We start from the raw sequence: 23,996 nt of genomic DNA on the forward strand, positions 1-23,996 counted from the left end.
ACTTCGTGTCGGCCGACCCGTTCAAGAATCTCGACGCCACCCAGCCCGTGAAGGTCCTTCCTCGCCACCTGGCAGGACCCGGCCCAGCCAGCCCCCATAGCGCCTGGCCCTTCCCCTTCGACAAGGACTGGTCACTGCACCACCCCGAGGAAGGAACGGCCTTCGCCACCAGCCCCTGCCTGCGGCTGTGGACGAGCCTCGTCCTCGAACCCGACAAGCCCCGCAAGGGAACGTGGACCATCGCCGCCAACCGCGTTCCGTTCGGCCCCGCGGCCTGGCAGATCACCCTCGACGCCTCCACACCGGTCGAGCTGCTGCACGATCTCCACACCGAACTGCTCGACCTCTACCTGGAAGACCGGCACAGCGACCGCGACTGGCTATACGAGGACGCGACCGCGCCGTACGAGGCGTACGCGCCACTGTTCGCCCGTGGCTGGAGTCACCAGGTCAAGACCGGTGGCACGCAGATCTTCCTCGCGCCGGACGGGCTCGGAGGCGTGCGGCACCGGTACGCCACCACCGGATCCGACGGACCGACCTGGACAGCCTGGGGCGGATACCCGAGCGAACCGCACTGGCAGGCGCGCTTCTCGTTTGGTACGCCCACCACGCTCGTCGCGGCCTTCACAGCCTCGCTGATCTCCACCGAGCCGGTCCACCGCACTGCCCAGGACGTCCCCTTTCACACCCGCGGCCACCTGTACGTTGCCGCACCGGTACCGGCCAGGCAGGCGTCCGGCTCTCTGCCCGTCGCCCTGCCTCCCACGAGCGCCGGCCTCGGCCGATCCCTCTGATTCATTCCTCTCACTCGATCCAAGGAGTCTTTCTCGTGCACGCCCGTACCGTTCGCGGCACCGTCCGAACCCTGGCCGTGGTCACCGCCGCCGGCGTGGCCGGCACCCTGGCCTGGACTCCCGCCCAGGCCGCCCCCGCTCCCGTCTCCCTGGGACCCGGCTACACGATCCCCGACTCCGAAGGCAACGCCGACGCCTCCCACATCGGCGCCTACGGCCCGCCCGGCCAGGCCGTCCACGGCGACACCGAGACCTACTGCGCCGACCCCGAGCGCAAGGGCCCCGCCGACGCCGGCGGCTACAGCGCCTCGGGGCCGGTCGCCTCCTGGACGTCGTCGGTGACCGGCAAGGCCGTGCCCAAGGAGCGCCTGGCCCAGGCTGCGTACGTGATCGGCACGTACGGACAGACCCGCGACAACGCGCAGGCGGCTGCGGTCGATGCCGTCGTGTACGAATACCTGGCCGGCGGCACGTATGCCCTCGACGGCACCCGCGGCAAGCAGCGCCTGGCGTACCCCGTCGTGTCCCCGACCGCCCGCACCCTCGCCCAGGTCTACATCGCCGAGGCCAAGCGGCTTGCCGGCCCCTACACCCTCACGATCATCCCGTCGGTGAAGGTGACCACCGCCGGGACGAAAGTCACCGTCGCTGTAAAGGTCACCACGAGCGCGGGCGCCCCCGTGCCGAAGGTGACCGTCGCGATGGCCGAGTCCGGCTCCGGCACCGCCTCGGGGAAGGTCACCACCGGCACGAGCGGCACCGCCCGGTGGGAGTTCACCGCGAAGACCGCGGGCACCGCCAGCGTCACCGCGAAGGCCGACGGCCTGCCCGCCACCGACCTGCAGGTCCTCCCGCCGAAGAACCCCGCCGCCCAGCGCATGCTGGTCGCCGGCGGCACCACGAGCGCGACGGACTCGGCCACCATCACCGTGGGCGAGGCGACCGGCGGCGTCACCATCCGGAAGAAGGACCCCGAGGGCAGCCGCCTGATAGGAGCCGCCTTCCAGCTCCTGGACAAGAACGGGAAGAAGGTCGCCGAGGGCAAGACCGACGAGCACGGCATCCTCGCCTTCGACCAGCTCCCGGCCGGCACCTACCGCCTGCGCGAGACCTCCTCCGGCAGCCCCGTCCACGACCTCGTACCCGAGCAGACCATCACGATCACCGCCGGACGCACCGCACAGGCCAACCCGATCGACCTGGTCGACCCGTTCAAGAAGGCCGATCTGGCAGTGAAGAAGATCGACAAGAACACCGGCAAGGCGCTCGCGGGCGCGACCATCTCCATCCGAGCCGACGAGACAGACAAGACCGGCAAGCACATCCCCGGCAACGTCGTCACCACGCTAACCACCGGCACGAACGGCACCGCCGAGGCCGCCCTCGACGTCACCCTCAAGGCCGGCACCCGCTACTGGGCCGCCGAGACCAAGGCCCCCGACGGCTACCAGCTCGACACCATCCCGGTTCCGTTCACCGCGAAGCCCGGCGCCGACGTCACGGTCACCCTCGCCGACCAGCCCGTCCCGACCACCCCGCCGCCGAGCCCGAGCACCCCGCCCACGACGCCCCCGACCCCGCCGACCATGCCGTCGGCCCCGCCGAGCACCCCGCCGTCGGGCTCGCTCGCCCGCACCGGCGCCGACACCACACCGTGGCTCATCGGCGGCGCGACCGCTCTGCTCGCCAGCGGCTCCGGCCTCTACCTGTTCAGCCGCCGCCGACGCGCGAGCGACACCGCCAGCTGACCGACGAGCTCGCCATTCCCCTACCGACCTCCCGCTCGGAGTATTCGCCATGAAGCACCACCACGTCCTGCCCACGCTCGTCCTGACCACCACGGCCGTGTTCGCCGCGGCCCCAGCCGCCTTCGCCGCCCCATCCTCCGAGCCGACTCCCTCGGCCTCCACGGCCCGCGCCGAGGTACCGGCCTCGGACGCGGGCACAGTCGAGATCACCAAGAAGGACCCGGCGGGAGACGTGCTCTCCGGTGCCGCGTTCCTGCTGCTCGACGCCGCCGGACAGGAAGCCGGAGGCGGAAAGACCGACGACCAGGGGAAGTTGACCTTCCCCGACCTCGCGCCGGGCATCTACCGGCTCAAGGAGACGGCCTCCGGCAGTCCGCTCCACGAGGTCGTGGCCGACCAGGACGTGATCGTCACCCCGGGCGCCACCGCCCGCCTGACGATCGTCGACCCGTTCAAGCCGGCCCAGGTGCTCCTGAAGGCCAAGGACGACAAGAGCGGCAAGCTCCTACCCGGCTCCACCGTGAACATCGGCTGTGGCGAGGCGACCCTGCTGACTCTCACCACCGGCCCGAAGGGCACCGCCACCGGTGAACTGTCGGTGACCAGCCGGAAGGCTGAGTGCTGGGTCAAGCAGGTCAAGGCACCCGCGGGCTATGACCTCTACAAGCCCTCGAAGAGCTTCACCGTCACGCCCGGGGTACCGGTGACCGTGACCGTCACCAACGCCAAGACCGCGACCCCGCCGAAGCCCGCGCCGACCAGGAAGCCGACCGCCACCCCGTCGACGACCGGGGACAAGCCCACCGACGGCGCCTCGGGCGCGTCGAAGGCGACCCCGACGGATTCCGTCACGCCGGACGTCGACTCCTCGAGCGCCCCGGCGGCAATCGCGACCGACAACGCAACGCCGAAGGCGCCCGTCGGCTCCCTCGCCCAAACCGGCGCCGAATCCGCCACTCCGTGGATCCTCGCCGGCGCCGGCCTCCTCGTCGCCGCCGGTATCGCCGCCGTCGTTGCCGCCCACCGGCGCGCAGCGTCCGAGACCGAGCAGGACAGCAAGGGCGAGATCAACTAGCTCACGATCACCTCGATAAACAGGCCCCCGGGACCCTCTCGGGGGCCTGCTGCATATTCCGACGTCTGCCAGTGGGAGCCGCGGATCGGATGAAGTCCCGGATGATCGTGGGTACTCGTGCTCTGAGCCATCACCGCACTGCCGTACGGCTCAGGGGATGTCAAGGGGCCCGGAAGGGCGCTGTCGGCCTGGATTATTCTGCTTCCGGTCTTCGCCGCTGAGATCGCGAGGTGGAGGGGCCCTCGGCTGTGACTGCCCCGTCGGCCCCGCCGCTCGATGCATTGACGATGACGCGATGGTTCACCTCGGCCACGACAGCTTCCACGCTCCCTGGATCCCACAGGTCCAGGCTGCGCCAAGCTTCCCGGGGTACCGCCGGGCCTGGTCGTTTAGGCTGCGGCCCTCGTGCGCCCCACCGATACAGATTGCCGGATCAGCTCGGGCCCAGGAACCTGGAGCCACCCACGATCAGCAGCGTCGTTGGGCGACACCAGAGACTGGTCAGGGCCCGGTGATGGCGAGAAGGTGGGCGGAGGCGTCGGTGAGGGCCGCGTGCGGTTCCGCGATGCGCGCCGCGGCGAGGGCCGCTTCGTACATGTCTGTCCCTATGAGGTTGGTGCTGGTGTACTTCTCGATGGCCTTGACCGCCACCCAGCCGGGTCCTTCGATTCCGTAGAGGCGGGGATCGGTAAGACCGGCCTCCGCGACCTCCGCGCGCAGCTCGGTGGAGGTCTGGAAGTACGCGACGGTGAAGCCGCGCTGCCCCGCGTAGCGCCCCTGGGCCAGGGTGTCACGGACCCCGTCCTGGATCGCGGACTCGGTGATACCGGTGGTCGCGATGTAGTCGAGAAGGGGTGAATAGCGGGAGATCGCCGCCGCGGCGATGATTCCGTCAGGCCGGGCCACGCGGGCCGCCTCCGTCAGCGCGGAGATCCGGTCGGTCTTGTCGTGGAGGTGGTACAGCGGGCCGAGAAGCAGAACGACGTCGTATGTCCTGTCCGCGGCGGTGAGGCGGCGGGCGTCGCCCAGCTCGGCCGTCACGCCGTCGATGGCGGCTGCCTGGGTGACGTGCTTGGGGACGGGGTCGACGACGTGCACTGTGTAGCCGTCGCCAGACAACCACCGGGCGTGCGTTCCGGGACCACCGCCGACATCGAGCACGCGGGCCGGTGCCGGCGGGAGGTGGCGGCGCAGTAATTCACGGGTGCGCGCGAACTCCAGGTTGCCTGTGGCTGTGGTCTGCAGCCGTGCGGCTTCGTCGGACCGGGTGTAGAAGTCGATGATCTCCGGGCGCACGGCGGGGTTACTCGTCATCGGGGCGTCCTCGTCAGGAGGGGCTGTCGGTGTCCGGCAGGGTAGGGGAGACAAGGAAGTGATCACTTTGATTTTCGGACCCCTGTATTTAGAGAGCGGGGTCCCGTCGAGACGGAGTAGCTTGGTCCCGTGATCTCTCGCTACTACCTCAAGTGCCACGGTTGTGGCGAAGCATTCGTCGCCCGGCTGGGCGTGGAACCGACCCGGGGAACGCGCTTCTATCTGCCGTGCCCGCATTGCGGACTGTCGATCCGGGGCTCGATGTCGGGCACTGAGTTGCAGAACCACCGTGTCGACATCGAGTGCGAGGTGCTGAGCGGCTCCGCGCCAGAATCTCCTGATACTCGCGTCGTGACTATCAATCCGTTTGTGCCGTCGCTGTACGACGCCGACTCGTTCACCCCGAACGGGGCCTTCCCAACGCTGACGCTTGTCCAGGCCCTCGGCGACGACGCCTTTATGGAGTTCGAGTCCGAACGGCGTGCGGCGCTCGAAGCGGGCCAAGTCATCTGGCCCAAGGTCCGCATGCTGTTTCAGTATTACCTCCAGGGCAACAACAAGATGTTCGCTCGCATCGCACAGCAGGAGTTTGGGCTCACCTGGGAACCGAGCACGAGCCACGAGCGAACGACTGTCGCTTACCAGGCCATGGGAACAGCGACGACAGTGATCACGGGGACCACGGGGACCACCAGCGCGAACGTGATCGGCCGATTTTCGCGGAAGCACTCGGCGGCGATCGAACGACACAAGGATCACCTCCTGACCTTTCGGCGTCGAGGACAGTCCTCGGCGAGTCTGGAGCGAGATGTCTTCACTGAGCTCAACCGTTTCGTAGAGCATCACGAGTCCTGGGAGATGGGGCTCCTCGGGAGGTTCTTCGGGCCGGGCGACAAGGGTGCCTTCGATGAACTAGTGCTCTTCCGCGACGAGTTCTCGATGGTGAGGGACCTTTACCAGCATGGATTCGAGCTCGCCTGCAAGTGCCTTTGGCCGCTCGTCGCAGCCCAGAACTCGGTGAAGCGCGGCAACCCTGACGACTTCGGCGACGTCCACCCTGACCGCGTACCCGAGAAGCAGCGCCCCAAGAACCTCGATAAGTTCGACAAGCTACCCAATGCCTACAAGATCGCATATGTGGCACAGGTTCCAGGTTGGGAGTCATTCGAGAGCTTGCTCAATAATCGCCGCCGGAACACGATTGGGCACGCGACGGCACATCACGACCTCCAGACAGGCCGTGTTGTCAGCGATGAGAACCCCTCTGGGATGACGTATCTCGATTTCCTCAGCGAGGTCCTTGGTGTCTTCGAAGCGCTTTCGACCCTTGCTCAGGTGCTCAGGGCCAGCCGTGTTGCCTCCTCGCCAGACTTCGACTCCCTCGAATGACGACGCAGAGAAGCATGGGGACGTGACACCAGATCGCCGCTACCGGCGGCTCCTGCTGCTCGCTGTTCCTCCGTCGAAGCTGCGCCCGTACCGGGAAGCCGTGGCCGTCGGACGGGCGGTGCGCTGTGCCCGGACTGGATTGTGAAGTAGGCCAGGAGCTCAGCCCAGTAGGTCATGACCAGGAGCCGCCCCTGTCCGGGGAGCAGCCGAGGCAGGCGACAGCGTCCTCCCTTCCGCTCTACCTGAATCCGGGGCGGCCGGCCCCTGGTGACGTCCCACATCCGCGTGGTCAGGTTGGACATGGAGCAGGCCGACCGGGGCCTTGCGGATGTATGGGAAATCGCAGGTCAGCGGCTCGCGGATCCTCTGGAACGGATCTCCCGGATTCTGGGAACGCGTAGGGGATCTTCGCAGGTCACTGAGGGTACGTCCGGTGACTGACGTCTGAGGTCTTTCCCTTCCATAACGCATTACGCCGTGCCGGCTCTGGGCTGGGGGCGTCGCGTCCTGCCCGTAGCTGTCGGCGTATGGGGGCTTCTCGCGTGTGGGACGCTCAGAAATTCCTCTCCGCTCATCGGGTGTGCTGGCCTATCGTCCGGTCATGGATTCGCCCATTTCGTTCGAGCATCTGGCCACTGGCGCACGGGACTTCGCGCGTCTGGCGCTGGACGCGCATGCTCGCGGGGAGACCGAAGTCTTCGTCCTGGAGGCGGGCGTAAGCATCGAGCGTCTGGCAAAGGCCGCGCTGGTGCGCGTGAACCCCGTACTGCTGGTGGAGTTGTCCAGCCGGCAGGACGACGCGCTTCTCCACCTGGCCGGCGCGACTGCCCTGCCGAAGAAGCTCCGCACGGTCGGGGCGCAGACCGCGATCGAGCGGCTGCGGAGGATGGACGTGCTGCCGCAGAAGGACGAGGAGCTGGACACTCTGATCCAGCTCCGTAACGGTGTCGCACACCTGGGTACGAGCGTGCCGGAGGACTTCCTGGAGCCGTTCGTCGAGTCGGCCTGCCTGCTGCTGGACCATATGGACATCAGCCGGGAGAGCTTCTGGGGACCGTGGGACGACCTGGTACATGTCGCGCTCGATGACCGTGCCGACCGGTTGCAGAAGGATGTTCGGCTACGTGTGCACCAGGCGTCTCTGCGGGCGCAGGCTCGGTTCGCGGACATGCCGGAGGGAACCCCGCAGCATCTGGCGTCGATTGTGGCGCAGCGGGGCCTTGTAGTGGTGGAGGTCGACCGGGCGGGCGGCCCGTTGTTCCAGGCGCTGACGCGGTGTCCGGCGTGCCGGACTGAGGCCGCGGCCCTATTCCTGAGGGCCCCCAATACGGCTCTGCTGTTCGACATGGAGCTGACGGCCGAGGGGCTGTGGTGCGACCTGTGTCAGTTGCACCTCGCCACCACGGAGGAGGTGGGTCTGGCAGGGCTTGCAACGACTGCCCGGTACACGGCCGAGGATCTGATTCAGATCGGCCGTCCGGGAGACACGTTGGCGCCGGACGTCATCTCGTATGCCATGCGGCGCCTGCCCGACGACAGTTTCTGACGTTCGACCGTCCGCCGACGGCACACACGCACCATGTTGACGGGCGTTTAGGCAACTATGTAGGCGAGCGCAACGCTGGCAACCCGGCGCGGGGCCGCGACCGGTCACCGGTTCCGGCCCCGTCGGTGCGGGTAGCCAGGTCGGTCACGAGCCGCAGGACGGCGCCTGGGTGTTGGTGCCGAGCTGGATCAGCGCCGGGGGCCGGGGGCACAGCCGCCGCCGTCTGCCGAATGCTCCGCGTCCGTCTTGTCGAAGAGGCCGGACCCACCGCAGACTCCGGTCTCCGGGAGGACGCGTTCGACGCGTTCGACAGCTTCGTGGTCGCCGGCGATGGCGGCGACCACGAAGCGGACCTGCTCGTAGCGGGTGAGGGCGAGGAGGGTGGGAGCGCGGCCGTAGGACTTCGTGCCGACCAGGTAGACGCCCTCATTCGCGTGCGAGAACTTCTTCACGCCGTGCGGGTAGACGGTGCCGCAGGAGTGCTGGTTGGGGTCGATTAGCGGGGCGAGGGCGACCGGGGCCTGGAGGCGCTCGTCGAGGAAGGGCAGGTCGGGGCGAAAGCCGGTGTTCCAGCATGATCCCGCCTTCCGCCCCGAGAAGCGCAGCAGCCACCCACCACCACCCGACCGAGTATGGGCGCTCAGCTGCACGGATCCGCGCCATGCCACATGTGGTCCTGGAATGCGAATGCCGCCGAGAATGCGGCGCGGTTATTGGGAACCCATAGGACGGCAGCAGACAGTTCGCCTGCGGCAGACAGGAAAGAGCCCGGAAAGACTGGCCAACGGGTGCCTAGGCATGTCAACGTAGACGACCTTCCCGAGAAGTCCCAGGTCAGAGAGGTGATCGCCCGTGACCGTGGCTCCCGCAAGCCCCGGATTCTCCACCACCGTCCAGGCGCTTCGGCTGCGTGAGTGGCAGCTCGGCCCAGGACAGCCCACGCTCGTCATGGATCAGTTCTCCGCCGACGACTTTCACCTGGTCGTGGACGACCGCGCGGACGTACACGTCAACTCGAAGGACGGCCGCTTCTATCTCGGCTGGTTCCCACTCGGCCGTCCCGGCACAGACGGGGAAGGATGGAAGATCGCCGTCACCGGTACGGCCAAGGTGCGCGGCTACCAAGTGTCCTTCGACATCGACACGCCGGCCGACATCGTGGCGGCCGCCGTGGCCCGGGTTCTGGAGACATCTCGGCGCGTGTAGCAAGCGCGAAGAGTCCGGGCCGGAGACCTGCGACGTGGAGCCAGCTGCCCGGCCTAGCAGCGGAGACGTAGCCGCAACCCCAGTCGCCCTCCTCATACAAGGAGTTGCCCATGGAGCACACGGACATGACCGTCGGCGATCTCATCGACCGGTTGTCCACCCACGACCGGAGCACACCGCTGCGGCTGGGCATGAACCCGTTTTTCCCGATGGCCCATCGCCTCGAACAGGTCGTCCAGGCTGTGGACGAGACCGGGCAGTCCGTCGTGTATCTGGCCGAGGGCCGGGACGCGGACACGCAGCTCGGCCATCTGCCGCACGAGGTCGCTGTCGCCCTGGCCTGGCAGACGCCCGTCCAGGCGCCCCCGCGCCGCCCTCGCCGCCGTGTCGGCGGCGAGTAGATACGCACCAGCCCTTGGAGGCGCCCCTGTACCCCGAGTTCCCGCTCGACCCGTCCACCCCGAACCAGGCCCAGGCCCCGTACTGGGTCGGCCCTCGGCACCTGGCCGGTGACGACGGACGTCTCTACGACGCCGTCGCCGACACGCTCACCGGCCTTGGCTGGACGAGTCTGACGATCGTCCGCGGACGGCATGAGCCGGACGAGGCGCCGGAGGACCGGCAGGTCCTTCGCAGTACCGTCCTACACATCAGCCCCGACACTCTTCGCTGGGCCCAATGGGCTTTGGCGGACGAACCGTTCCATCTGGGGGAGCTGCCGATCGCCTGGCAGGTTTCCGCTCGCGCAGACACGAGCAGCCCGCTCGCGCACTGGTCCGCCTACTTCACCCCCGACACCCCAGGGGAGGTCCTCGTCGACTTCCTCGTCGCGCTCGACGCCCGCGATCAGCCGGGTTTCCCGCTGGGCGGCCCCGAGCTGGTCCTCGACGCGGTTACCGCGCACGGCTGGCTCCGAGACATCGACCAGCCCCAAGCGGGAGCGATGGACCCGACCTTCACCTCGCACATCAGCCTGGGCGAGGTGCCACCCCTCATCCAGGACGCAGACTCGCGAGCTCTGACGCCTGAGGCCGACGAGGCGGGCCCGGGCGGATGGCAGGCATGGGCCGAGCCCACGCTCGGCGCGGCTTGCTTGTGGGCAGCGTCCTTCGGCGCCAGCGTGCCGCACGACCTTGTCGCCGCGTTCGCGGCCTCCCTCAGCTCCACGGCACCGGTCCTGCGCCGGGTCCTGCCGGCGAGCACACAGGATCGCCTCCTGCGTGCCCCGGCCGGCTAAGCGCCGCCGCCGGGCCGGAGCGACACCTCGACTGCATGAAGCTCGGCCACCCCGAATCGGGATGGCCGAGCTTCATGCGTGCTGGCCCCAGTGCGCCGGCCGCGCACCATGCTGCTCTGGCATGGGCGAGACGCCTATGCGGCGACGAGCATCAGCAGGTCGTCGACTCCCTCTGCGGTGCGAACGCGTTCGAAATCGGGGACGAGGTCTTGCACCAGTTTCTCGCAGCGTGGGGCGCCGAGCCGGCGGGCGAGCCTGAGGGCCTCGTCCGCCGCTTGGGCGGCAAGTTCGGGCTCCTTCGACTTGAGATGGCTCGCGGCCTGATAGGCGAGGAAGACCCCTCGGGTCTTGTCGCGGGTGGCGGGCAGCAGTTCCCGTCCCTCGGTGATCAGATCGTGGGCGCGGGCGGTCTCGCCGAGGTCGAGCAGGCACTGGCCGGAGTCGACGGCGAGGTCGGCCTCGGACAGCCACGAGCACCAGGCTGGCAGTGGCCTGGTGCTCGAGGTTCCAAGGAGGTGCTCGGCTGCTGACAGAGCGCGCAGGGTCTCTCGTTTCTCGCCCTGGGCGGCGAGGGCGCGGGCGAGGCGGAGGTGAAGCAGGGACTGGGCGGCGGGGTGCTCGGTGCGGGTGAGCGCGTGGGTGAGGATGCCGACGGCGGTGGTGTGATCGTTGCGCCAGGCGGCCTGGTAGGCGAGATCGCCGAGCATGGCGGCGCCCATGTCGTGGTCACCGATGGCGTGGGTGCTGTGAAGGGCTGCGACCCAGTGCTTGCTGGCCTGGGTGTGCCGGCCGTGGTCGAAGCGGTGCCAGGCGACGGTCTGAGCGAGTGAGGCGGCCAGGGCGTGGAGGCGGTGGCCGGTCGGCTTGTCGTAGCGGCTATGTTCGATGAGGTCGGTGACCGTGGCGAGGTGAGCGTCGAATAGGCCGACCAGGTGCTGGCGCTGCTCGGTGGCGACCGAGCTGAGCCCCTTGGCGCTCTGTTCGAGCATGGTGACGAGGTCGTCTCCTACGCTCTTGGCGTCGATCACCAGGGGGCCGACGGGGCCGGCGATGGCCCAGGCGGCGGCCAGGCCCGTGAGGGCGGTGCCTGAGACGGTCAGGAATGCGCGGCGGTCCATGTTGCTGTTGAGGGCCTCTCGCAGTGCGGGCACGGTGCTTGAAGGGCCGAGAGGTACGACGTCTGCCTCGGTCTGGTGGAGCCACCTTGGCCAGTTGGCGGGGTCGACCGCGTCGGCCGGCACGTCGAAGACTGCGGCGATGTCGTACTGGGTTTCGGGGTCCGGGGTCACGCCCAGGACTTCCCATTTCCGCACGCGCTGCTTGTCGGTGCCGGAGCGTAGGCCGCGGAGGGCAGCCCGTGCGCGGAGCTCGCGCGCCAGGTCGGGGCCGGTGAGCCCTCGTTGCGACCGGGCATACGCGAGCGGGTGAGTGAACTCGTCCACATCGCTATACAAGCACCGTCCGCAGGGCGCTGCCGCCCGTTCGGTGGACCGGGACTACCGCGGGACTACCGCCAACCTGTGGCGCCGAAGGCGCAGTTGTTGGAGTCTCGAATCTCTGGACGATCAGTGGCGACACCGGACGGTGCTTCGGGCCCGCTGTCCGCTCCCGCGCACCGGCGTGCATCCCGAGCGGCGTTCCCCCTTCCCTTCTTCCTTCGAAGGAGACTTCCGTGGTACCGCCTATCGCTCCAACGCTCCCGCCCGCCTCCGAAGCCGCGCGCTCGGCGCAGCCCTCCGGGCACACGTCCACCCCCTGCCCGGTCCCGCGCGAGGTGTCCCGTGCGAGTAAGTGGCTCCAGACCTCTCCGTACCTGTCGACTGTCGAGCCGGGCCAGAAGGCGCCGCTCGTCTACCTGTCGGACACGGCCGGCCCCACTTACCCGGTCGGTGACGTGCCCTCCGCGGACGATGTGTTCGGGGTGGTGGGCCTGGACCGGGCCATCGTGTGGGAGTCCGACGCGGAGATGCGCGCCCTGCTCCGCGAGGCGTCCTTCGTACCCCAGACCGCCTCCGCCCTCCGGCGGCGATTCGGGACCGATCGGGTCGCGGCGGCCGTCGCACAGGGGTGGCTGCAGAAGCCGGAGGACCTGTGCCGCGAGTACCGGCTGGTGTCCGGCGAGATCGAGGTGACGGCGCACTGCAACTGGGGCTGCCGGTTCTGCCCGGTAGCGACCGACCCGAAGCCGCCGCGGACGATGCCGATGGCGTTGTTCGAGGATATCGTCGCGAAGCTCGCCGACGAGCGGGTCGACTACGTGACCTTCCAGTTCTTCAACGAACCGACCTTGGACAGGCACTTCGTCGAGCGCCTGGAGGTTCTCGCCGAACACGAGCTGCAGCTCGCCCTGTACTCCAATGCCTCCGCGCTCACCCCGGCCAAGGTCGACGAACTAGTACGCCTCGGCGTCCTGCGACACCTGATCGTGAACGTGCCGAGCGTCGACGAGGCGGAGTTCGGCGAGCTGACCGGGTCGCGCAGCTACGGCCACACGATGCGCAACACCGAGGCCGCCATCGCCGCCGGCCTGCCCGTCCAGATCGTCGTCAACGGCGTCGGTAGTCGGCTGGCGAAGAACCTGGCCGAGGTTCAGGACCGCTTCGGGCCGAAGGGGGCCGAGGTGTACCCGAGCCTCACCTGTGACCGCGCCGGCGACGTCGGAGGCGAGTACGCCCAGGACGTCTACGCCGCCGGGCGGCTGACCGGATGCGGATGGCCGGTGCAGCACCTCAACGTGAGCGTCACGGGCCACCTGTTCCTGTGCTGCAACGACTACTACCAGCGCGAGGTCTTCGGTCACATCAGCGACGGCACCATCGCCGAGCTCATGACCAGCGAGCAGGCCATCGCCCTGCGCCGGAAGGTGTTCGGCGTCGACGCCTCCCCGGCGGACTTCCTGTGCAGGCGCTGCCACAACCAGCAGCCCGACTTCCCCGGCCGCGACTTCCGGCCGATCGCCACCTTCGGCTAGGAGGAACAATGCTGCAACCCGTGCGCATCTGGTACGTCGCCGGACAGCGCCTCTGCAACCTCGACTGCACCTACTGCGTATCCGTGGGCACCTGGGCCAAGAGCAACCGGTACGACTGGGCCGACCCCGGGGACCGCACGACGTACCAGCGCGTCGTCGAGTGGATCGGCTCGCGCCCGTTCCCGGTGAAGGTCCGCCTCGGCTCCCTGGGCGAGCCGTTCGCCTCGCCGTTCTTCCTGGACAAGGCCGCCTGGCTGACACGGCAGCCGGGTGTCGAGCACGTGGAGCTGCTGTCCAACGCGATCTTGCTGCCGCGCCGCCTTCCGAAAATGGAGACGGCGGCGAACCTTGGCCGGCTGTCGCTGTGGCTGACCTGGCACGACGGACAGGTGGAACTGGAGCGGTTCATCGCCGCCGCCTCGTTCGCGCAGGAGACCTACGGCTGTTTCGTCGTCGTCAACGCCTTGCTCTTCCAGGACAACGCCGACGCCGTCGCCCGGGCCCGCGACGCGGCCGTGCAGGCCGGGCTGCGGTTCAATGTGGACCTCGGCTATGACCCCGCCGCCACCGGCGAGGCCGGCGCCGAGATGGGTGACGCCTCGGCCGCCGTGCCAGCCCTACGCGCACCGGACGCCCTCGCGACCCTCGCCCAGTGCGGGGGGAACCGGGCGCTCGCCGAGACGGCGCTGAGGGGCCTGTCCTCCTGCCAGGGCACGCTCTGCCGCGCCGGCCACGACTCGGTGTTCATCGACATCCACGGCCAGGTCTTTCGCTGCTCCAACTACTCCTCCCAGAGCCTCGCCCCGCTCGGCAGCGTCCTGGCGCCCGACTTCGAACTCCCGCTCCGCACCGAGCGGTGGGCGCCGTGCGGCGCGGCCGGAGGCTGCGGCAACAAGGAGGACTTCCTCAACCTTCAGATCGCCGGCGCGCTGCGCCCCACCGAGGTCCCGAGCCTCGGCTGGCCTGATGCCTGACCCACCCACGTAGGACGGAAAGGATGTCCCTTCCATGCTGCTCGGCGAGATCACCGCTCCCGACCTTCCCCGCCACGCGGCGAGCCGCCACGTGATCGTGCCCGTCGGCGCCCTCGAACCGCACGGCCCCCATCTGCCGCTGGCCTCCGACACGATGATCAGCGAGCACTTCGCCCGCCTCCTCGCCGACGACATCGACGGCGTGGTCGCGCCGTCGATCGCCTACGGCGTGCCGACCACCCCGACCAGGCTCGGCGGGACCTTCCCCGGCGTGATCGCCATCAGCGGCACCACCTTCACGGCCCTCGTCACCGAGATCCTCGACTCGCTCGTCGACTCCGGCTTCCGGCAACTGATCCTGGTCAACTCCGCGATCGACAACCGCCCCTTCCTCCAGGAGGCCGCCCGGCTGGTCACCCGCCGGACTCCCGACGCGCACATCATGATCGTCCACTGGTGGGACGTCGTCGGCGAGGACTTCCGCAACGAACTCGCCGAGGAGACGGGCGTCGCCCGGCACAACGACCACCACGCCGGCACCGTCGAGTCCAGCCTCGTCTTCCACATCAGCCCGCAGGCCGCGCGGCCCGACCTTCTGCCCGCCGGCGGAGGCGAGGAACAGCCCCGCCGCATCGCGTACGACGTCTACCCGCAGCCGGCCGACACCACGACGAGCAACGGCATCGTCTACACCGCCGTGTGCTCGAGCTCCGAACTCGGCAAGCGCGTAGCTGACCAGGTCGCCCGTGAGCTGGCCGCCGCCGTCCTTCGCGAGTTGCCCGCCCCGCTCTGCCCGTAAGCCGTCCCGTTCACACCACGGCCCCGCCGCCCGCTTCCAGGCCGGCACCCGTGCGCGTCCAGACAGGAGATTCACGGTCATGCCCTTGCCCTCCACCTCGCGGCCCACGACGAGCAGCGAGATGTTCCTGTTCTCTCCGTCCTCCTCCTACCCCCGGCCGTTCGCTTGCGTTGTCGGCGCCGATGCCCGGCTGGTCCACGCTTGGAGCAGTCCCATCGGCCAGGCTGACCCCGAGACGAACCCGCCGACCTGGCTTCGCGGCTGGAACCACGTCGAACTCGGCCCGGACGGTCACCTGTACGCCATGGTGCCGCTCCACTGCCTGCTCAAGCTCGCCCCCGACTCCACGCTCGTCTGGCAGGCCCACCTGCCGGTCCACCACGACCTGGACATCACCCGATCCGGCGAGATCTACGTCCTCACCGAGGAGCCGCGCTCCATTACCAGTCGAGGGCAGCGCCACGTCCTGCTCGACAACACCGTCACCGTCCTCGGACCCGACGGACAACTCCGTGCGGCCTACTCCCTGTACGACATCCTGTCCACCGAGCCGCACCTCCTGGAGCTGGTCGACGGCGTCGTCGAGGAGCACCGGGCCGCCGGGCACACGGCGGATCCTGGGACGCTCGCGCTGCGCCTGACCAGGGGCGATGGCTGGGCTCGGGGGCGGGACGTCTCTCGATTCCTGCGTACGCGTCCGGGTTCCCCGAGCGACGTGCTCCACGCCAACACCGTCGAGGTCCTCGACGCCCACCCGCACGGGTTGTGGGCCGCCGGCGACGTCCTGGTCTCCTTCCGCAACCTCGACCTGATCGCTGCCCTGGATCTGCGGAGTCAGAAGGTGCGCTGGTGGTGGGGTCCGGGCGAGCTCTCCGGACAGCACCAGCCCTCCGTGCTTCCCGGCGGCAGCGTTCTCGTCTTCGACAACGGCCGCGCCCCTCGCCGTTCCCGGATTCTGGAAATCGACCCGGTGACGAACCAGGCCGTGTGGGAGCACGGCCCGGACGGCCTGTTCTGCGAGATGGCCGGCGGGTGCGAGCAGTTGAGCGACGGCACCGTTCTCGTCAGCGACGCCCAGGCGGGACGTGGCATGAAGGTCACGCGCGACGGCAGGATCGACTGGTCGCTGGAGGTCTCCACGGCCGCGACCGCCCAGCGCTCGCGCGCCGAGTTCTACCGCATGGCCGCCGTCCCTACGGCGGCGGTCCCCGTTCTCGGCAGCGGTGACCGTCCGGCGCGGGCGCTCGCCTCCAGCCGGGTCACCTGCCGCCTCATCGCGACGACGAGGAGCGCCACGTGATCAGCGTGATCATCCCGACGAAGGACCGGCCCGGCCCCCTGCACCGGGCCCTTCGCTCCCTGACCCGGCAGAGGTACGGCGCCTTCGAAGTGATCGTCGTACGCGACGGTGGCTCGCCGGTCGACCATGTCGTCGACAGCTGGACCGCCACCTTGCCCATCACCTTCATCGATCAGGAGACCACCGAAGGCGTGTCCCGGGCCCGCAACCGCGCCCTGGACCTGGCCGAAGGTGAGTACGTCGCGTTCCTCGACGACGACGACATCTTCCTGCCCGACCACCTGCAGGCCGCAGCGGACGCCCTGGCAGCGGGCGACGCCGGCGCCGTGTACGGGCAGGCGCTCGTCAGCCCCACATGGCTCGAAGCCATACCCCGGCTCCACGACCATCTGCCGCGCAAGGACTACTCCTTCGACACGGGGTTCCTCGGCATCGCCAACTTCATCCACACCGGCTCCGTGGTGCTGCGGAATCCCGCTGCCACTCCCGTGCGGTTCGACGAAGGCATGAACCACTGCGAGGACTGGAACTTCTGGCTCGACCTCCACCGCACGGCCGCCTACCGGTTCGAGCGACTCGACTGCCTCACCTGCATCTACCACCAGGTACCCCGCCCCAGAGCCGTTACCCTCGCCTACGAAGCGAGCCCGACCCCCTTCACTGCGGCTCGCGCCCTGGTGTACGAACGATGGCCCGTCACCACGCTGCTGGACGAGACGTACCGCGAGTGGTTCCGTAGCTTCGACCGCCGTCTCGATGCCTGCATCGGCGACGGCCTCCCTGTGATGCCCCACGTCTACGAGCACGCAGTCCGTGGCCTGCACCCCAGCTACACCGCCGGCAGACCCCCGAGCCGCCAGCTCCTCGACACCCTGTTCCCTTCCGGCACCGCTCTCTGGACGACCTCGGCCGGCTTGAAGGGAGGCATCGGTGCCCTCGCCTGACGGTGCCGCCTACGACGGGTTTGCAGACACCTTCGCACGCGAAGCCAGCACGAGCGCGTACAACGCCCACTACGACCGCCCAACCGTCCTCGGCCTGCTCGGCGATGTCCACGGCAAGCACGTCCTGGATGCCGGCTGCGGCCCCGGCTTCTACCTCTCCGCTCTCCTGGCCAGAGGCGCGACCGTCGTCGGCTGCGACCAGAGCGCCGACATGGTCCGCGCTGCCCGAGCCCGGGTTGATGGCTGCGTCCCCGTGCGCCAGCACGACCTCGACGCCCCCTTCGACTGGGCCGACGACAGTACCTTCGACATCGTCCTGGTTGCCCTGGTCATCCACTACGTGCGCGACCGCGTCGCCACCTTGGCCGAGTTCCGCCGCCTGCTCCGTCCCGGCGGACGAATCGTCGTCTCGACCAGCCACCCCACCGCCGACTGGATCACTGCGGGCGGCAGCTACTTCGAAGCCGGTCACGTGGAAGAGACCTGGTCAGGTGGCATGACCCACCGCTACTGGCGACAGCCGCTCCAAGCATGGATCGACGACTTCACCGGCGCCGGCCTCGCCCTCGAAAGGCTCGTGGAGCACCAGCCGGCAGTCTCGATGGCCCGCGAGCACCCCTCGACGTACGGCAAACTGACACGGGAACCCGGCTTCATCGCCTATCAGCTTGCGCCCGCCCGCTCCTAGCCGCTCACGATCTTCGCGAAGGATCTGCCGTGCTCAACCGACCCACGCTCCTGGTCATCAGCGGCCCGCCCGGCACGGGGAAGAGCACGCTCGCCCGCGTCCTCGCCGAACACCTTGGCTGCCCGGCGGTCATCCGCGATGAGATCAAGCAGGGCATGGTCCTCAACGCTGCCCCTTCACCGGACGGGACCGATCACCTCAACTTGCCTGCCCGCGACGCATTCTTCAACACGATCACCGTGCTCCTCGAGGCTGGCGTGACCGTCGTTGCCGAGTCTGCGTTCCAGGATCGCCTGTGGCGCCCGGGTCTGGAGCCCCTCACCGAGATCGCCTCGATCCGGGTCATTCGCTGCACGACACCCACCGAGACCATCGTCCAGCGCATCACGCAGCGCTCGGAAGATGACGTCCACCGCGCAGCGCACGCCGATCACAGCCTTCTGGAGGACATCGCCGCGGGCGCATACGTCCCCGACGGCTTCGTCGATATCTCTCTCGACCTGCCTACCCTCGTAGTCGACACCTCAGACGGCTACACCCCCGGTATCAAAGAGATCATCGACTTCGCCCAGTCGCCGAAGAGGCAGTAGCCCCGAGAAGGGCGATGGGCCGGTCCTGGCCGCAATGCGTTGGACATGGCAAGCGGACAGTCCACTACCGCCCGATCAGATGTCGGCGGCCGGAGTCCAGACGCGCTGTGTGCGCCGCAGCAGGTGTGCCGCTTGTGCCGACGCCCCCGACCGCAGTGGTCGAGGGCGCCGGTGGCGTCATCCGGCCGGGCGTCAACGGGCCGCTGTCAGCTTGGCATGGGCTTTGTTGAGGTGCAGGTCGACGAGCGTCGGCGAGCCGGAGAGGATCAGCAGCACGTTTCCGTCGCGGATCGCGGTCTGCTTCACCACCGTGTCCCGCCCGCCGGTGGAGAAGGTCAGCAGCTGGCTCCACCCCTCGTCTCCGCGCTGGGACGGGCTCACCTCTTGCGTGGTCATGTCGATGGCGGTGCCGCCGACGAGGACCTGGTACTGCGGGCAGCCGGTCATGGTGTCGAAGATCCGGCCGATACCGTCGGACAGCTTGTCCGCGCTGTCGCTGTACAGCTCCTCGGAGATCTCGGAGGTGCTGTCGGCGTAGGTGAAGGTGGCCTTCGCCTTGCGAGGGAAGGTGAGCGTGCCGCCGGTGGCCGCTTCGCCGCCCAGCTCGTTCAGGGCGGGGCATCCGATGACAGTGACGTCGTCGTGCTGGTTGGAGCGTTCCGGCTTGCGCGCGTAGCCGCTGCCGAGATCGCTCTCGTCGAGCAGGCGCGTCTTCAGGATGGCCGAAGACAGCGGGGCGGCGTTCTGGTCGGAGCGGGCCGGCTTCCCGGTGGGGGAGGAGGTGGTGGTGTCGGGGGCGCCGCTGGTGCAGGCGGGTACGGCGAGGAGGGCGGCAGTGATGCCGAGGGCGGTGGTGGCGACGCGAACGCGCATGACGGTACTGACCCCTTGGTGCTTGGAGACGGGTGGTCAGTGCGGGGCTCGCGGGCCCGGCGGGGTTGTAGGGGTGGGGGTCAGTGGCCGAGGTGCCGCAGGCAGTCCTCGAACGTGGCGTGCGTCGCGTCCGCCGGCCCGGCGCTCCGGTTGTACCAGGCGGTGTCGAGGCGGGTCTCCTGCTGCTGGTGGCCGGCCCGGCAGCGCAGCCAGATCTCGTCGCGGGTGGAGAGGATGAGCCAGTCCCGGTACGCGCCGCACTCGGCGCAGGCGACCATCTCGCCGTCGAGGACGAGCGGCTGCCCCCAGGGCATCATGCGACCGTCGAGCTGGTCGTGGCTGGGCACCCGCAGCTCCGGCGGAAGGAAGTCGTCCACCACCGCGACGGGCTCACCGGGCTCGGGCTTGGCCGACGGCTTCCCGACGCCCGGCGGGACCTGGTCCTGCAGCCGTGCCGACATCTCGAAGAATCGGCGCTGCGCCTCGCTGGGCTCCGCCGCCCGGCGGCGTATCCGGTGAAACACCCTGACGTCCTCCTTAGCCTCGTCCTGCTCGCGTCATGATCGTGCCCCACACCTCCGGGAGCTTCAATTCACAAAGTCCCCAGTGTCCCTCGATGAGGCCAGGACGGCGGCGGTGCCCCTGTTCCCGAGCGCATGCCGACACGCACACGCCCTGGGAGGAGGGCTCACCGGGTCTTTCCGACGGTGCCCTCCCCGCCGCGCCGTTGGCCAGGCGCAGAGGCCCGGGCTGCCGCCCTGCGCGTCGGCGACGAGCCGCCTGTCGTGCCGTACGCGGGCAATTCCGAGGCGTCGGCGGGCAGGTCGGCCATCCTCCGCATCCGCCACACCAGCACGTCGCTGACTGACTCCGCGGTGTCGAGTTCGCGGCGCTCGACCGCGTCGGACAGGAGGACGGTCGGGTCGTGGCCGGCGGCTTCGGCGTCCGCGATGGTGGCCGCCAGGGCGTACCAGCCGGGCTCGGCGAGGATCTGCTCGGCCAGTCCGGGCAGCGCCTCGCGCAGCACCACGGTCTGGCGCTGGAGCAGGGGCCGGTTCAGGCGCCGGCCTCGCTGGTAGAGCACGCCGAGGGGGCCGGCGGCGGCCTCCTGGTAGGCGGAGCGCAGGTACTCGGCGGCCCGCGCGGCGGCGGCGGCCTGCTGGGCATGGCCCTTCTTCGCGTGCCAGTGCGCGGCGGCGGTGATCAGGAAGAACAGCATGTCGATCGCCATCGCGGTGCTCGCGCCGTCCTCACCGCGGCCGAGGGCCGGGCCGCCGTGGACGAGGTCGCGGGCGGCCTGGCGCAGGACGCGGTCGTGTCCGCGTGCGGCGCGGACGTGGGAGCGAGAGGCGCGTTCGAAGGCCATGGCGGCCTCGCGAAGTTCGCGGCGGGTGTGGGCGGCGGACGTCTTCGCGAGGGCGTCGAGGATCTCGCCGGCCGCGGCGATGTGCGCGGCGGCGACCGCGTCGTCGCCGTGCTCGATGACGAGCATGGCCTGCCACGCGGCCGATGCCGTCCTGCGGCGGGCAGCAGCTGGAGTGCTCAGTCCCGTACGGGCCGCGTCCTCCGGCCGGGGAACGGGGGTGTCCTGGGCGTCGCCGGACCAGCGCTCCCGGATGCGGGGCAGCGAGAGGTCGGGGGCAAGGCGCGCGCCGGGGTAGAACACCGGCTCGCCGTCCCGGTTCCGGTCGTCGGGCAAGGCGACCTTGTATCCGAGGAGGTCCCCGGAGGGTGCGGTGCGCTTGCGGATCAGGAGGCCGGCACCGGCGAGCCGGTCGAAGAACTCCTCCTCGCTCCTCACGCCGGCCACCGCGCGGCGTACGGTCTCGCGCAGTTCTTCGCGGGCGGTGCGCTCGCGGCCCTGGCGCTCGGCCTTGTGGCGCTCGGCGCTGGTGGGCCGCTGAGCGGCCGTGCCGTCACCGGGGGCGACCTCGTGGAGCCCGAGTTCCTTCTCGATGAGCCGGGCCTCGGCCTGGGCTCGGGCGCCCGAGCGGAAGTCGTCGGGGCGCAGGCCGTCCTCGCGGACGAGCGTGGCGACGATGTGGATGTGGTCGTCCGCGTGCCGTACGGCGGCCCAGCGGCAGCCGGGCTGCCCGTTGCCGGGGTCGATGCCGGTGGCGGCGACGATCCGGCGGGCGATGCCGGCCCATTCCTCGTCCGACAGCGTCCGGTCGCCGGGGGCGGTGCGGACGGAGGTGTGCCACACGTGCTTGGCCGGGCGGGCGTGCTTGGGAAGGGCCATCACGGGCTGGTCCAGGAGCTGCTGGAGGTCCTTGAGGGTGGCGTTCGGGTCGCGGCCGGGGTCGGGGGACATGTTGTCGAAGGAGGCGACGAGGTGCGGGTCCGTGTGCTCCTCGTGCTTGCCGGGGCCGTAGAGGTAGGCGAGCAGGCCGATGGTCCGGTCGCCGGGATCGTTGACGCTCGGGATCATGATGCCTGCTGCTGTTGGAGGACGGCGGTCGCGGCGGCGTGCACCGCGTTGGCGGCCCGCCGTACGGCCGCGAGGCTCGCCTCCAGCTGAGGGATGGTGGCATCGGCACCGGCGTTGAGGGCCTTCGTCATCTGGTTGAGGTTGCTGCCGGCCCAGCCGAGCTTGCGCCGACTGTCGAACAGGGCGGTCAGGACATCGCGTTCGGTGGCGATCTCGGCGTTCGTTCGGTCGAGATCCCGGGCTGCGGCGAGCGCGGCACGGGCGAGGAAGCCGCCGACGGTCAGGTTGCACTGGGCGGCGGCGGAAACGATCAGGGCGCACTCGGCATCGTTGAAGCGGGTCGTACGCAGGTGGCGGCGCTTCTTCTCGGGCGGCTGGCGCGGACGCTGACGGGCAGGACGCTCACGAGGTCGACGATTCGGCGTGCGTTCCTCCTCCGGCTTCGATCCGCCCTCGGTCGAAGCCCCCCGGACCTGCGCCCCCCGGTGCAGGTCCTCTCCCGCCCCTTTAGGGGCGGGCTTGGCGGAAGTAGTACTTCCGCCCCAACTTGCTCGCCCCGAGACCGAGTTGTGGTCGCCAGCAGGTTCCGGGGTGGTGCCGTTCTGGGTGGGGTACGTCATCGGGATTCGGGCCTCGTGGAATGGATGTGGAGCTGGATGGCGGCGGTCAGTTCGAGGACGTCGGCCGGTCCCGCGAGGACGCGGACTGGGCCGTCGGGATGGCCCTGGACGAGCCACTGGCCGGTGGGCGCGAGAACAGCGGCGTGTACGAGCCGCCGACGGACCAGGACGTCCGCCCAGGCGCCGGCCTCGGCGACCGTGGGCTCGGATGACCGAGGAGAAGGCGAAATCACGGCGTACCTCCGTAAGCGGGGCGGTGGCCCGGCGCGCGGCCGGGCCACCCATGGCGGATAGGGGCGCTGAGCTGGGGCTTTGCGGGCTCAGCCGCACTCGGGGCAGCGCCCGACATGGCCACTGAGGGCCCGGGCCATCCGCTGCTTCGCCGACGCGGCCTGCTTCGCGCTGGACTTCGCCGCCGGACTGCCCTCGTACCGCTTGGAGTGGGCGAGCATGAAGCCGATCTCCCGCTCGTACTGCGTACGGATGGTGGTGAAGTAGTGGCAGGTCCTCATCGGGCATTGCTCCTTGTCGTCGTGGTGTCGATGCTCCGCAGCTCCTGGAGGACGAGGCTCAGCCGGTCGTTCCGGCCACCCTTCAGTCCCTCGCGGCGGAGGATCTCCCGAAGCTGGACTCGGGTGATGGCCGGGTTGCCGTCCCGTTCGAGCAGGGCGGGGACGTGAGGGAGGACCTGCTGGACGAGCTGGTCCACCGACTGCTCCGACTCCCGAGACGGGCGCTGCGCTTGAGGGTTGCGGGGTCGACTGCCGCGCTGCCCCTTGTCCTTGGCCCTGGTCTTCGAGCTCGCCTTTCGCCGGAGGGGGACCTTGTGTCCCCGGTCCCCGGTGGGCTCGGTCCCCGTGTCGGCGTCCCTCGGTCCCCGGTCCCCGGTGGGCTCGGTCCCCGTGTCGGCGTCCCTCGGTCCCCGATGCGAATCACCCGTCTGAGCAGGCACTTCGGCAGCAGGACCGTCGGTCCCCGCGCCGTCGGCGGTCCCCGCGCCGGGGTCCTGTTCGACGGGGACGGTCCCCGGGACGGCGCTCACGTCTGGGGTCTTGGTCCCCGTGTCATCGCCCTCGGTCCCCGCCGCTGGTGGTGCGCTGACGTCCCAGTTCTCGGTCCCCGGTCGCCCCGGGACGCCCGGTCCCCAGTCCCCGTCCTCCGACTCGCCGGGACCGTGGGGACCGACCACGTGGACCGGTGCTTCCGGCGTCTGCTGCGCGGGGAACGTGGCAGCCGCGGTGGTGATAAGCCCCGGGGACCAGGGAGAGGGGAGCGGGACCGTGGCGAGGGCGAGCGCGTGCCGGCGGGCGGCGAGCTGGTCGAGGAGCTGCGTGCGCTGGAGGGGGTCGGTGCCGACCGAGGCCCTGGCGACCGCCTTCGACAGCCGTCGGGCGAGCCGCCGGCCTCGCCAGCTCGCCCGCCGCTCGGGGGCGCGCTCGGCGAGGCGGGCGGCCAGGTCGACCGCGCGTGGATCTGTTCGCCGCTGCCAACCGA

General features: G+C 69.7%; 23 protein-coding genes and 2 pseudogenes. 16 read left to right on the forward strand and 9 right to left on the reverse strand.

Annotation, left to right across the window (positions count from 1 at the left end):
* Positions 1–5: 5 nt before the first annotated feature.
* The 3 genes from ACWEJX_RS12500 to ACWEJX_RS12510 are packed head-to-tail and all read left to right on the forward strand — an operon-like array spanning position 6 to position 3,620.
* Positions 6–797, forward strand: coding sequence for a DUF317 domain-containing protein (locus tag ACWEJX_RS12500; protein WP_331452110.1), 792 nt, complete (start codon positions 6–8; stop codon positions 795–797).
* Between the two features lie 35 nt (positions 798–832).
* The gene (locus ACWEJX_RS12505; RefSeq protein ID WP_451607427.1) at positions 833–2,545 is read left to right on the forward strand and encodes a SpaA isopeptide-forming pilin-related protein; all 1,713 of its coding nucleotides are present in this window, start codon (positions 833–835) and stop codon (positions 2,543–2,545) included.
* A gap of 49 nt (positions 2,546–2,594) precedes the next feature.
* The gene (locus tag ACWEJX_RS12510; protein WP_451607428.1) at positions 2,595–3,620 is read left to right on the forward strand and encodes a SpaA isopeptide-forming pilin-related protein; all 1,026 of its coding nucleotides are present in this window, start codon (positions 2,595–2,597) and stop codon (positions 3,618–3,620) included.
* Between the two features lie 501 nt (positions 3,621–4,121).
* Here the strand turns inward: ACWEJX_RS12510 and ACWEJX_RS12515 are convergent.
* Complete coding sequence (locus ACWEJX_RS12515) at positions 4,122–4,934, reverse strand: class I SAM-dependent methyltransferase (RefSeq protein ID WP_331452107.1); 813 nt, start codon at positions 4,932–4,934, stop codon at positions 4,122–4,124.
* A 129-nt stretch (positions 4,935–5,063) separates the two neighbouring features.
* On the opposite strand from ACWEJX_RS12515, the gene ACWEJX_RS12520 reads away from it, so the two are divergent.
* Positions 5,064–6,323, forward strand: a complete 1,260-nt coding sequence (locus ACWEJX_RS12520) for a hypothetical protein (protein ID WP_451607429.1) — start codon at positions 5,064–5,066, stop codon at positions 6,321–6,323.
* A gap of 601 nt (positions 6,324–6,924) precedes the next feature.
* The gene (locus tag ACWEJX_RS12525) at positions 6,925–7,869 is read left to right on the forward strand and encodes a hypothetical protein (protein ID WP_331452105.1); all 945 of its coding nucleotides are present in this window, start codon (positions 6,925–6,927) and stop codon (positions 7,867–7,869) included.
* Positions 7,870–8,013: 144 nt separating this feature from the next.
* Here the strand turns inward: ACWEJX_RS12525 and ACWEJX_RS12530 are convergent.
* Positions 8,014–8,435, reverse strand: a pseudogene (locus tag ACWEJX_RS12530) (flavoprotein); the annotation flags it as partial.
* Positions 8,436–8,721: 286 nt separating this feature from the next.
* Between ACWEJX_RS12530 and ACWEJX_RS12535 the strand changes: the two are divergent.
* The 3 genes from ACWEJX_RS12535 (at position 8,722) to ACWEJX_RS12545 (ending at position 10,312) form a co-directional block, all read left to right on the forward strand.
* Entirely contained in the window at positions 8,722–9,075 is a 354-nt protein-coding gene (locus ACWEJX_RS12535; protein ID WP_331452104.1) for a DUF317 domain-containing protein, read from the forward strand.
* Between the two features lie 110 nt (positions 9,076–9,185).
* Complete coding sequence (locus ACWEJX_RS12540; protein ID WP_451607430.1) at positions 9,186–9,476, forward strand: hypothetical protein; 291 nt, start codon at positions 9,186–9,188, stop codon at positions 9,474–9,476.
* A gap of 14 nt (positions 9,477–9,490) precedes the next feature.
* Positions 9,491–10,312 carry a DUF317 domain-containing protein gene (locus tag ACWEJX_RS12545; protein WP_331452102.1) on the forward strand — a complete coding sequence of 274 codons (822 nt, stop codon included), beginning with the start codon at positions 9,491–9,493 and terminating at the stop codon, positions 10,310–10,312.
* A 134-nt stretch (positions 10,313–10,446) separates the two neighbouring features.
* Here ACWEJX_RS12545 and ACWEJX_RS12550 read toward each other — a convergent pair whose 3' ends face one another.
* Positions 10,447–11,625 (reverse strand): XRE family transcriptional regulator, encoded by a 1,179-nt coding sequence (locus tag ACWEJX_RS12550; RefSeq protein WP_451607431.1) that lies wholly within the window; start codon positions 11,623–11,625, stop codon positions 10,447–10,449.
* 461 nt (positions 11,626–12,086) lie between these two features.
* Between ACWEJX_RS12550 and ACWEJX_RS12555 the strand changes: the two genes are divergently transcribed.
* The 7 genes from ACWEJX_RS12555 to ACWEJX_RS12585 all read left to right on the forward strand — a co-directional run bounded on the left by ACWEJX_RS12555 (position 12,087) and on the right by ACWEJX_RS12585 (position 18,578).
* The gene (locus ACWEJX_RS12555; protein WP_331452100.1) at positions 12,087–13,283 is read left to right on the forward strand and encodes a radical SAM/SPASM domain-containing protein; all 1,197 of its coding nucleotides are present in this window, start codon (positions 12,087–12,089) and stop codon (positions 13,281–13,283) included.
* An 8-nt stretch (positions 13,284–13,291) separates the two neighbouring features.
* Positions 13,292–14,257 (forward strand): hypothetical protein, encoded by a 966-nt coding sequence (locus ACWEJX_RS12560; RefSeq protein ID WP_331452099.1) that lies wholly within the window; start codon positions 13,292–13,294, stop codon positions 14,255–14,257.
* Between the two features lie 34 nt (positions 14,258–14,291).
* Positions 14,292–15,056, forward strand: coding sequence for a creatininase family protein (locus tag ACWEJX_RS12565; RefSeq protein ID WP_331452098.1), 765 nt, complete (start codon positions 14,292–14,294; stop codon positions 15,054–15,056).
* A gap of 79 nt (positions 15,057–15,135) precedes the next feature.
* Positions 15,136–16,356 (forward strand): arylsulfotransferase family protein, encoded by a 1,221-nt coding sequence (locus tag ACWEJX_RS12570; RefSeq protein ID WP_451607432.1) that lies wholly within the window; start codon positions 15,136–15,138, stop codon positions 16,354–16,356.
* Positions 16,353–17,300, forward strand: a complete 948-nt coding sequence (locus ACWEJX_RS12575) for a glycosyltransferase family 2 protein (protein WP_451607433.1) — start codon at positions 16,353–16,355, stop codon at positions 17,298–17,300. The genes ACWEJX_RS12570 and ACWEJX_RS12575 overlap by 4 nt, the downstream gene beginning before the upstream one ends.
* On the forward strand, positions 17,287–17,988 hold the full coding sequence (locus ACWEJX_RS12580) for a class I SAM-dependent methyltransferase (RefSeq protein WP_331452095.1): 702 nt from the start codon (positions 17,287–17,289) through the stop codon (positions 17,986–17,988). The genes ACWEJX_RS12575 and ACWEJX_RS12580 overlap by 14 nt, the downstream gene beginning before the upstream one ends.
* Before the next feature lie 29 nt (positions 17,989–18,017).
* A complete protein-coding gene (locus ACWEJX_RS12585) occupies positions 18,018–18,578 on the forward strand; it encodes an AAA family ATPase (RefSeq protein WP_451607434.1) in 561 nt (186 codons plus the stop codon).
* 192 nt (positions 18,579–18,770) lie between these two features.
* On the opposite strand, the gene ACWEJX_RS12590 is transcribed toward ACWEJX_RS12585, so the two are convergent.
* The 4 genes from ACWEJX_RS12590 to ACWEJX_RS12605 all read right to left on the reverse strand — a co-directional run bounded on the left by ACWEJX_RS12590 (position 18,771) and on the right by ACWEJX_RS12605 (position 22,502).
* Positions 18,771–19,451 carry a hypothetical protein gene (locus ACWEJX_RS12590; RefSeq protein ID WP_331452093.1) on the reverse strand — a complete coding sequence of 227 codons (681 nt, stop codon included), beginning with the start codon at positions 19,449–19,451 and terminating at the stop codon, positions 18,771–18,773.
* A gap of 80 nt (positions 19,452–19,531) precedes the next feature.
* Positions 19,532–19,975, reverse strand: coding sequence for a hypothetical protein (locus tag ACWEJX_RS12595; RefSeq protein ID WP_331452092.1), 444 nt, complete (start codon positions 19,973–19,975; stop codon positions 19,532–19,534).
* A 164-nt stretch (positions 19,976–20,139) separates the two neighbouring features.
* Positions 20,140–21,882, reverse strand: a complete 1,743-nt coding sequence (locus ACWEJX_RS12600) for a relaxase/mobilization nuclease domain-containing protein (protein ID WP_451607435.1) — start codon at positions 21,880–21,882, stop codon at positions 20,140–20,142.
* Entirely contained in the window at positions 21,879–22,502 is a 624-nt protein-coding gene (locus ACWEJX_RS12605; protein ID WP_331452090.1) for a hypothetical protein, read from the reverse strand. The genes ACWEJX_RS12600 and ACWEJX_RS12605 overlap by 4 nt, the downstream gene beginning before the upstream one ends.
* A 26-nt stretch (positions 22,503–22,528) precedes the next feature.
* Here ACWEJX_RS12605 and ACWEJX_RS12610 point away from each other — a divergent pair, with 26 nt between their 5' ends.
* Positions 22,529–22,714 carry a hypothetical protein gene (locus ACWEJX_RS12610; protein ID WP_331452089.1) on the forward strand — a complete coding sequence of 62 codons (186 nt, stop codon included), beginning with the start codon at positions 22,529–22,531 and terminating at the stop codon, positions 22,712–22,714.
* A 108-nt stretch (positions 22,715–22,822) separates the two neighbouring features.
* Here ACWEJX_RS12610 and ACWEJX_RS12615 read toward each other — a convergent pair whose 3' ends face one another.
* Positions 22,823–23,014, reverse strand: a complete 192-nt coding sequence (locus ACWEJX_RS12615; RefSeq protein WP_071273764.1) for a hypothetical protein — start codon at positions 23,012–23,014, stop codon at positions 22,823–22,825.
* Positions 23,011–23,996, reverse strand: a pseudogene (locus ACWEJX_RS12620) (hypothetical protein); the annotation flags it as partial. The gene ACWEJX_RS12615 and the pseudogene ACWEJX_RS12620, both read right to left, overlap by 4 nt.

It is taken from the genome of Streptomyces sp. NPDC004788, from assembly GCF_053601115.1.

Bases quoted from the DNA above. Each gene is read 5' to 3' on its own strand.
- ACWEJX_RS12510 (WP_451607428.1), top strand. From the start codon at position 2,595: ATGAAGCACCACCACGTCCTGCCCACGCTCGTCCTGACCACCACGGCC.
- ACWEJX_RS12515 (WP_331452107.1), bottom strand. From the start codon at position 4,934: ATGACGAGTAACCCCGCCGTGCGCCCGGAGATCATCGACTTCTACACC.
- ACWEJX_RS12525 (WP_331452105.1), top strand. From the start codon at position 6,925: ATGGATTCGCCCATTTCGTTCGAGCATCTGGCCACTGGCGCACGGGAC.
- ACWEJX_RS12540 (WP_451607430.1), top strand. From the start codon at position 9,186: ATGGAGCACACGGACATGACCGTCGGCGATCTCATCGACCGGTTGTCC.
- ACWEJX_RS12560 (WP_331452099.1), top strand. From the start codon at position 13,292: ATGCTGCAACCCGTGCGCATCTGGTACGTCGCCGGACAGCGCCTCTGC.
- ACWEJX_RS12565 (WP_331452098.1), top strand. From the start codon at position 14,292: ATGCTGCTCGGCGAGATCACCGCTCCCGACCTTCCCCGCCACGCGGCG.
- ACWEJX_RS12570 (WP_451607432.1), top strand. From the start codon at position 15,136: ATGCCCTTGCCCTCCACCTCGCGGCCCACGACGAGCAGCGAGATGTTC.
- ACWEJX_RS12590 (WP_331452093.1), bottom strand. From the start codon at position 19,451: ATGCGCGTTCGCGTCGCCACCACCGCCCTCGGCATCACTGCCGCCCTC.
- ACWEJX_RS12600 (WP_451607435.1), bottom strand. From the start codon at position 21,882: ATGATCCCGAGCGTCAACGATCCCGGCGACCGGACCATCGGCCTGCTC.
- ACWEJX_RS12605 (WP_331452090.1), bottom strand. From the start codon at position 22,502: ATGACGTACCCCACCCAGAACGGCACCACCCCGGAACCTGCTGGCGAC.
- ACWEJX_RS12615 (WP_071273764.1), bottom strand. From the start codon at position 23,014: ATGAGGACCTGCCACTACTTCACCACCATCCGTACGCAGTACGAGCGG.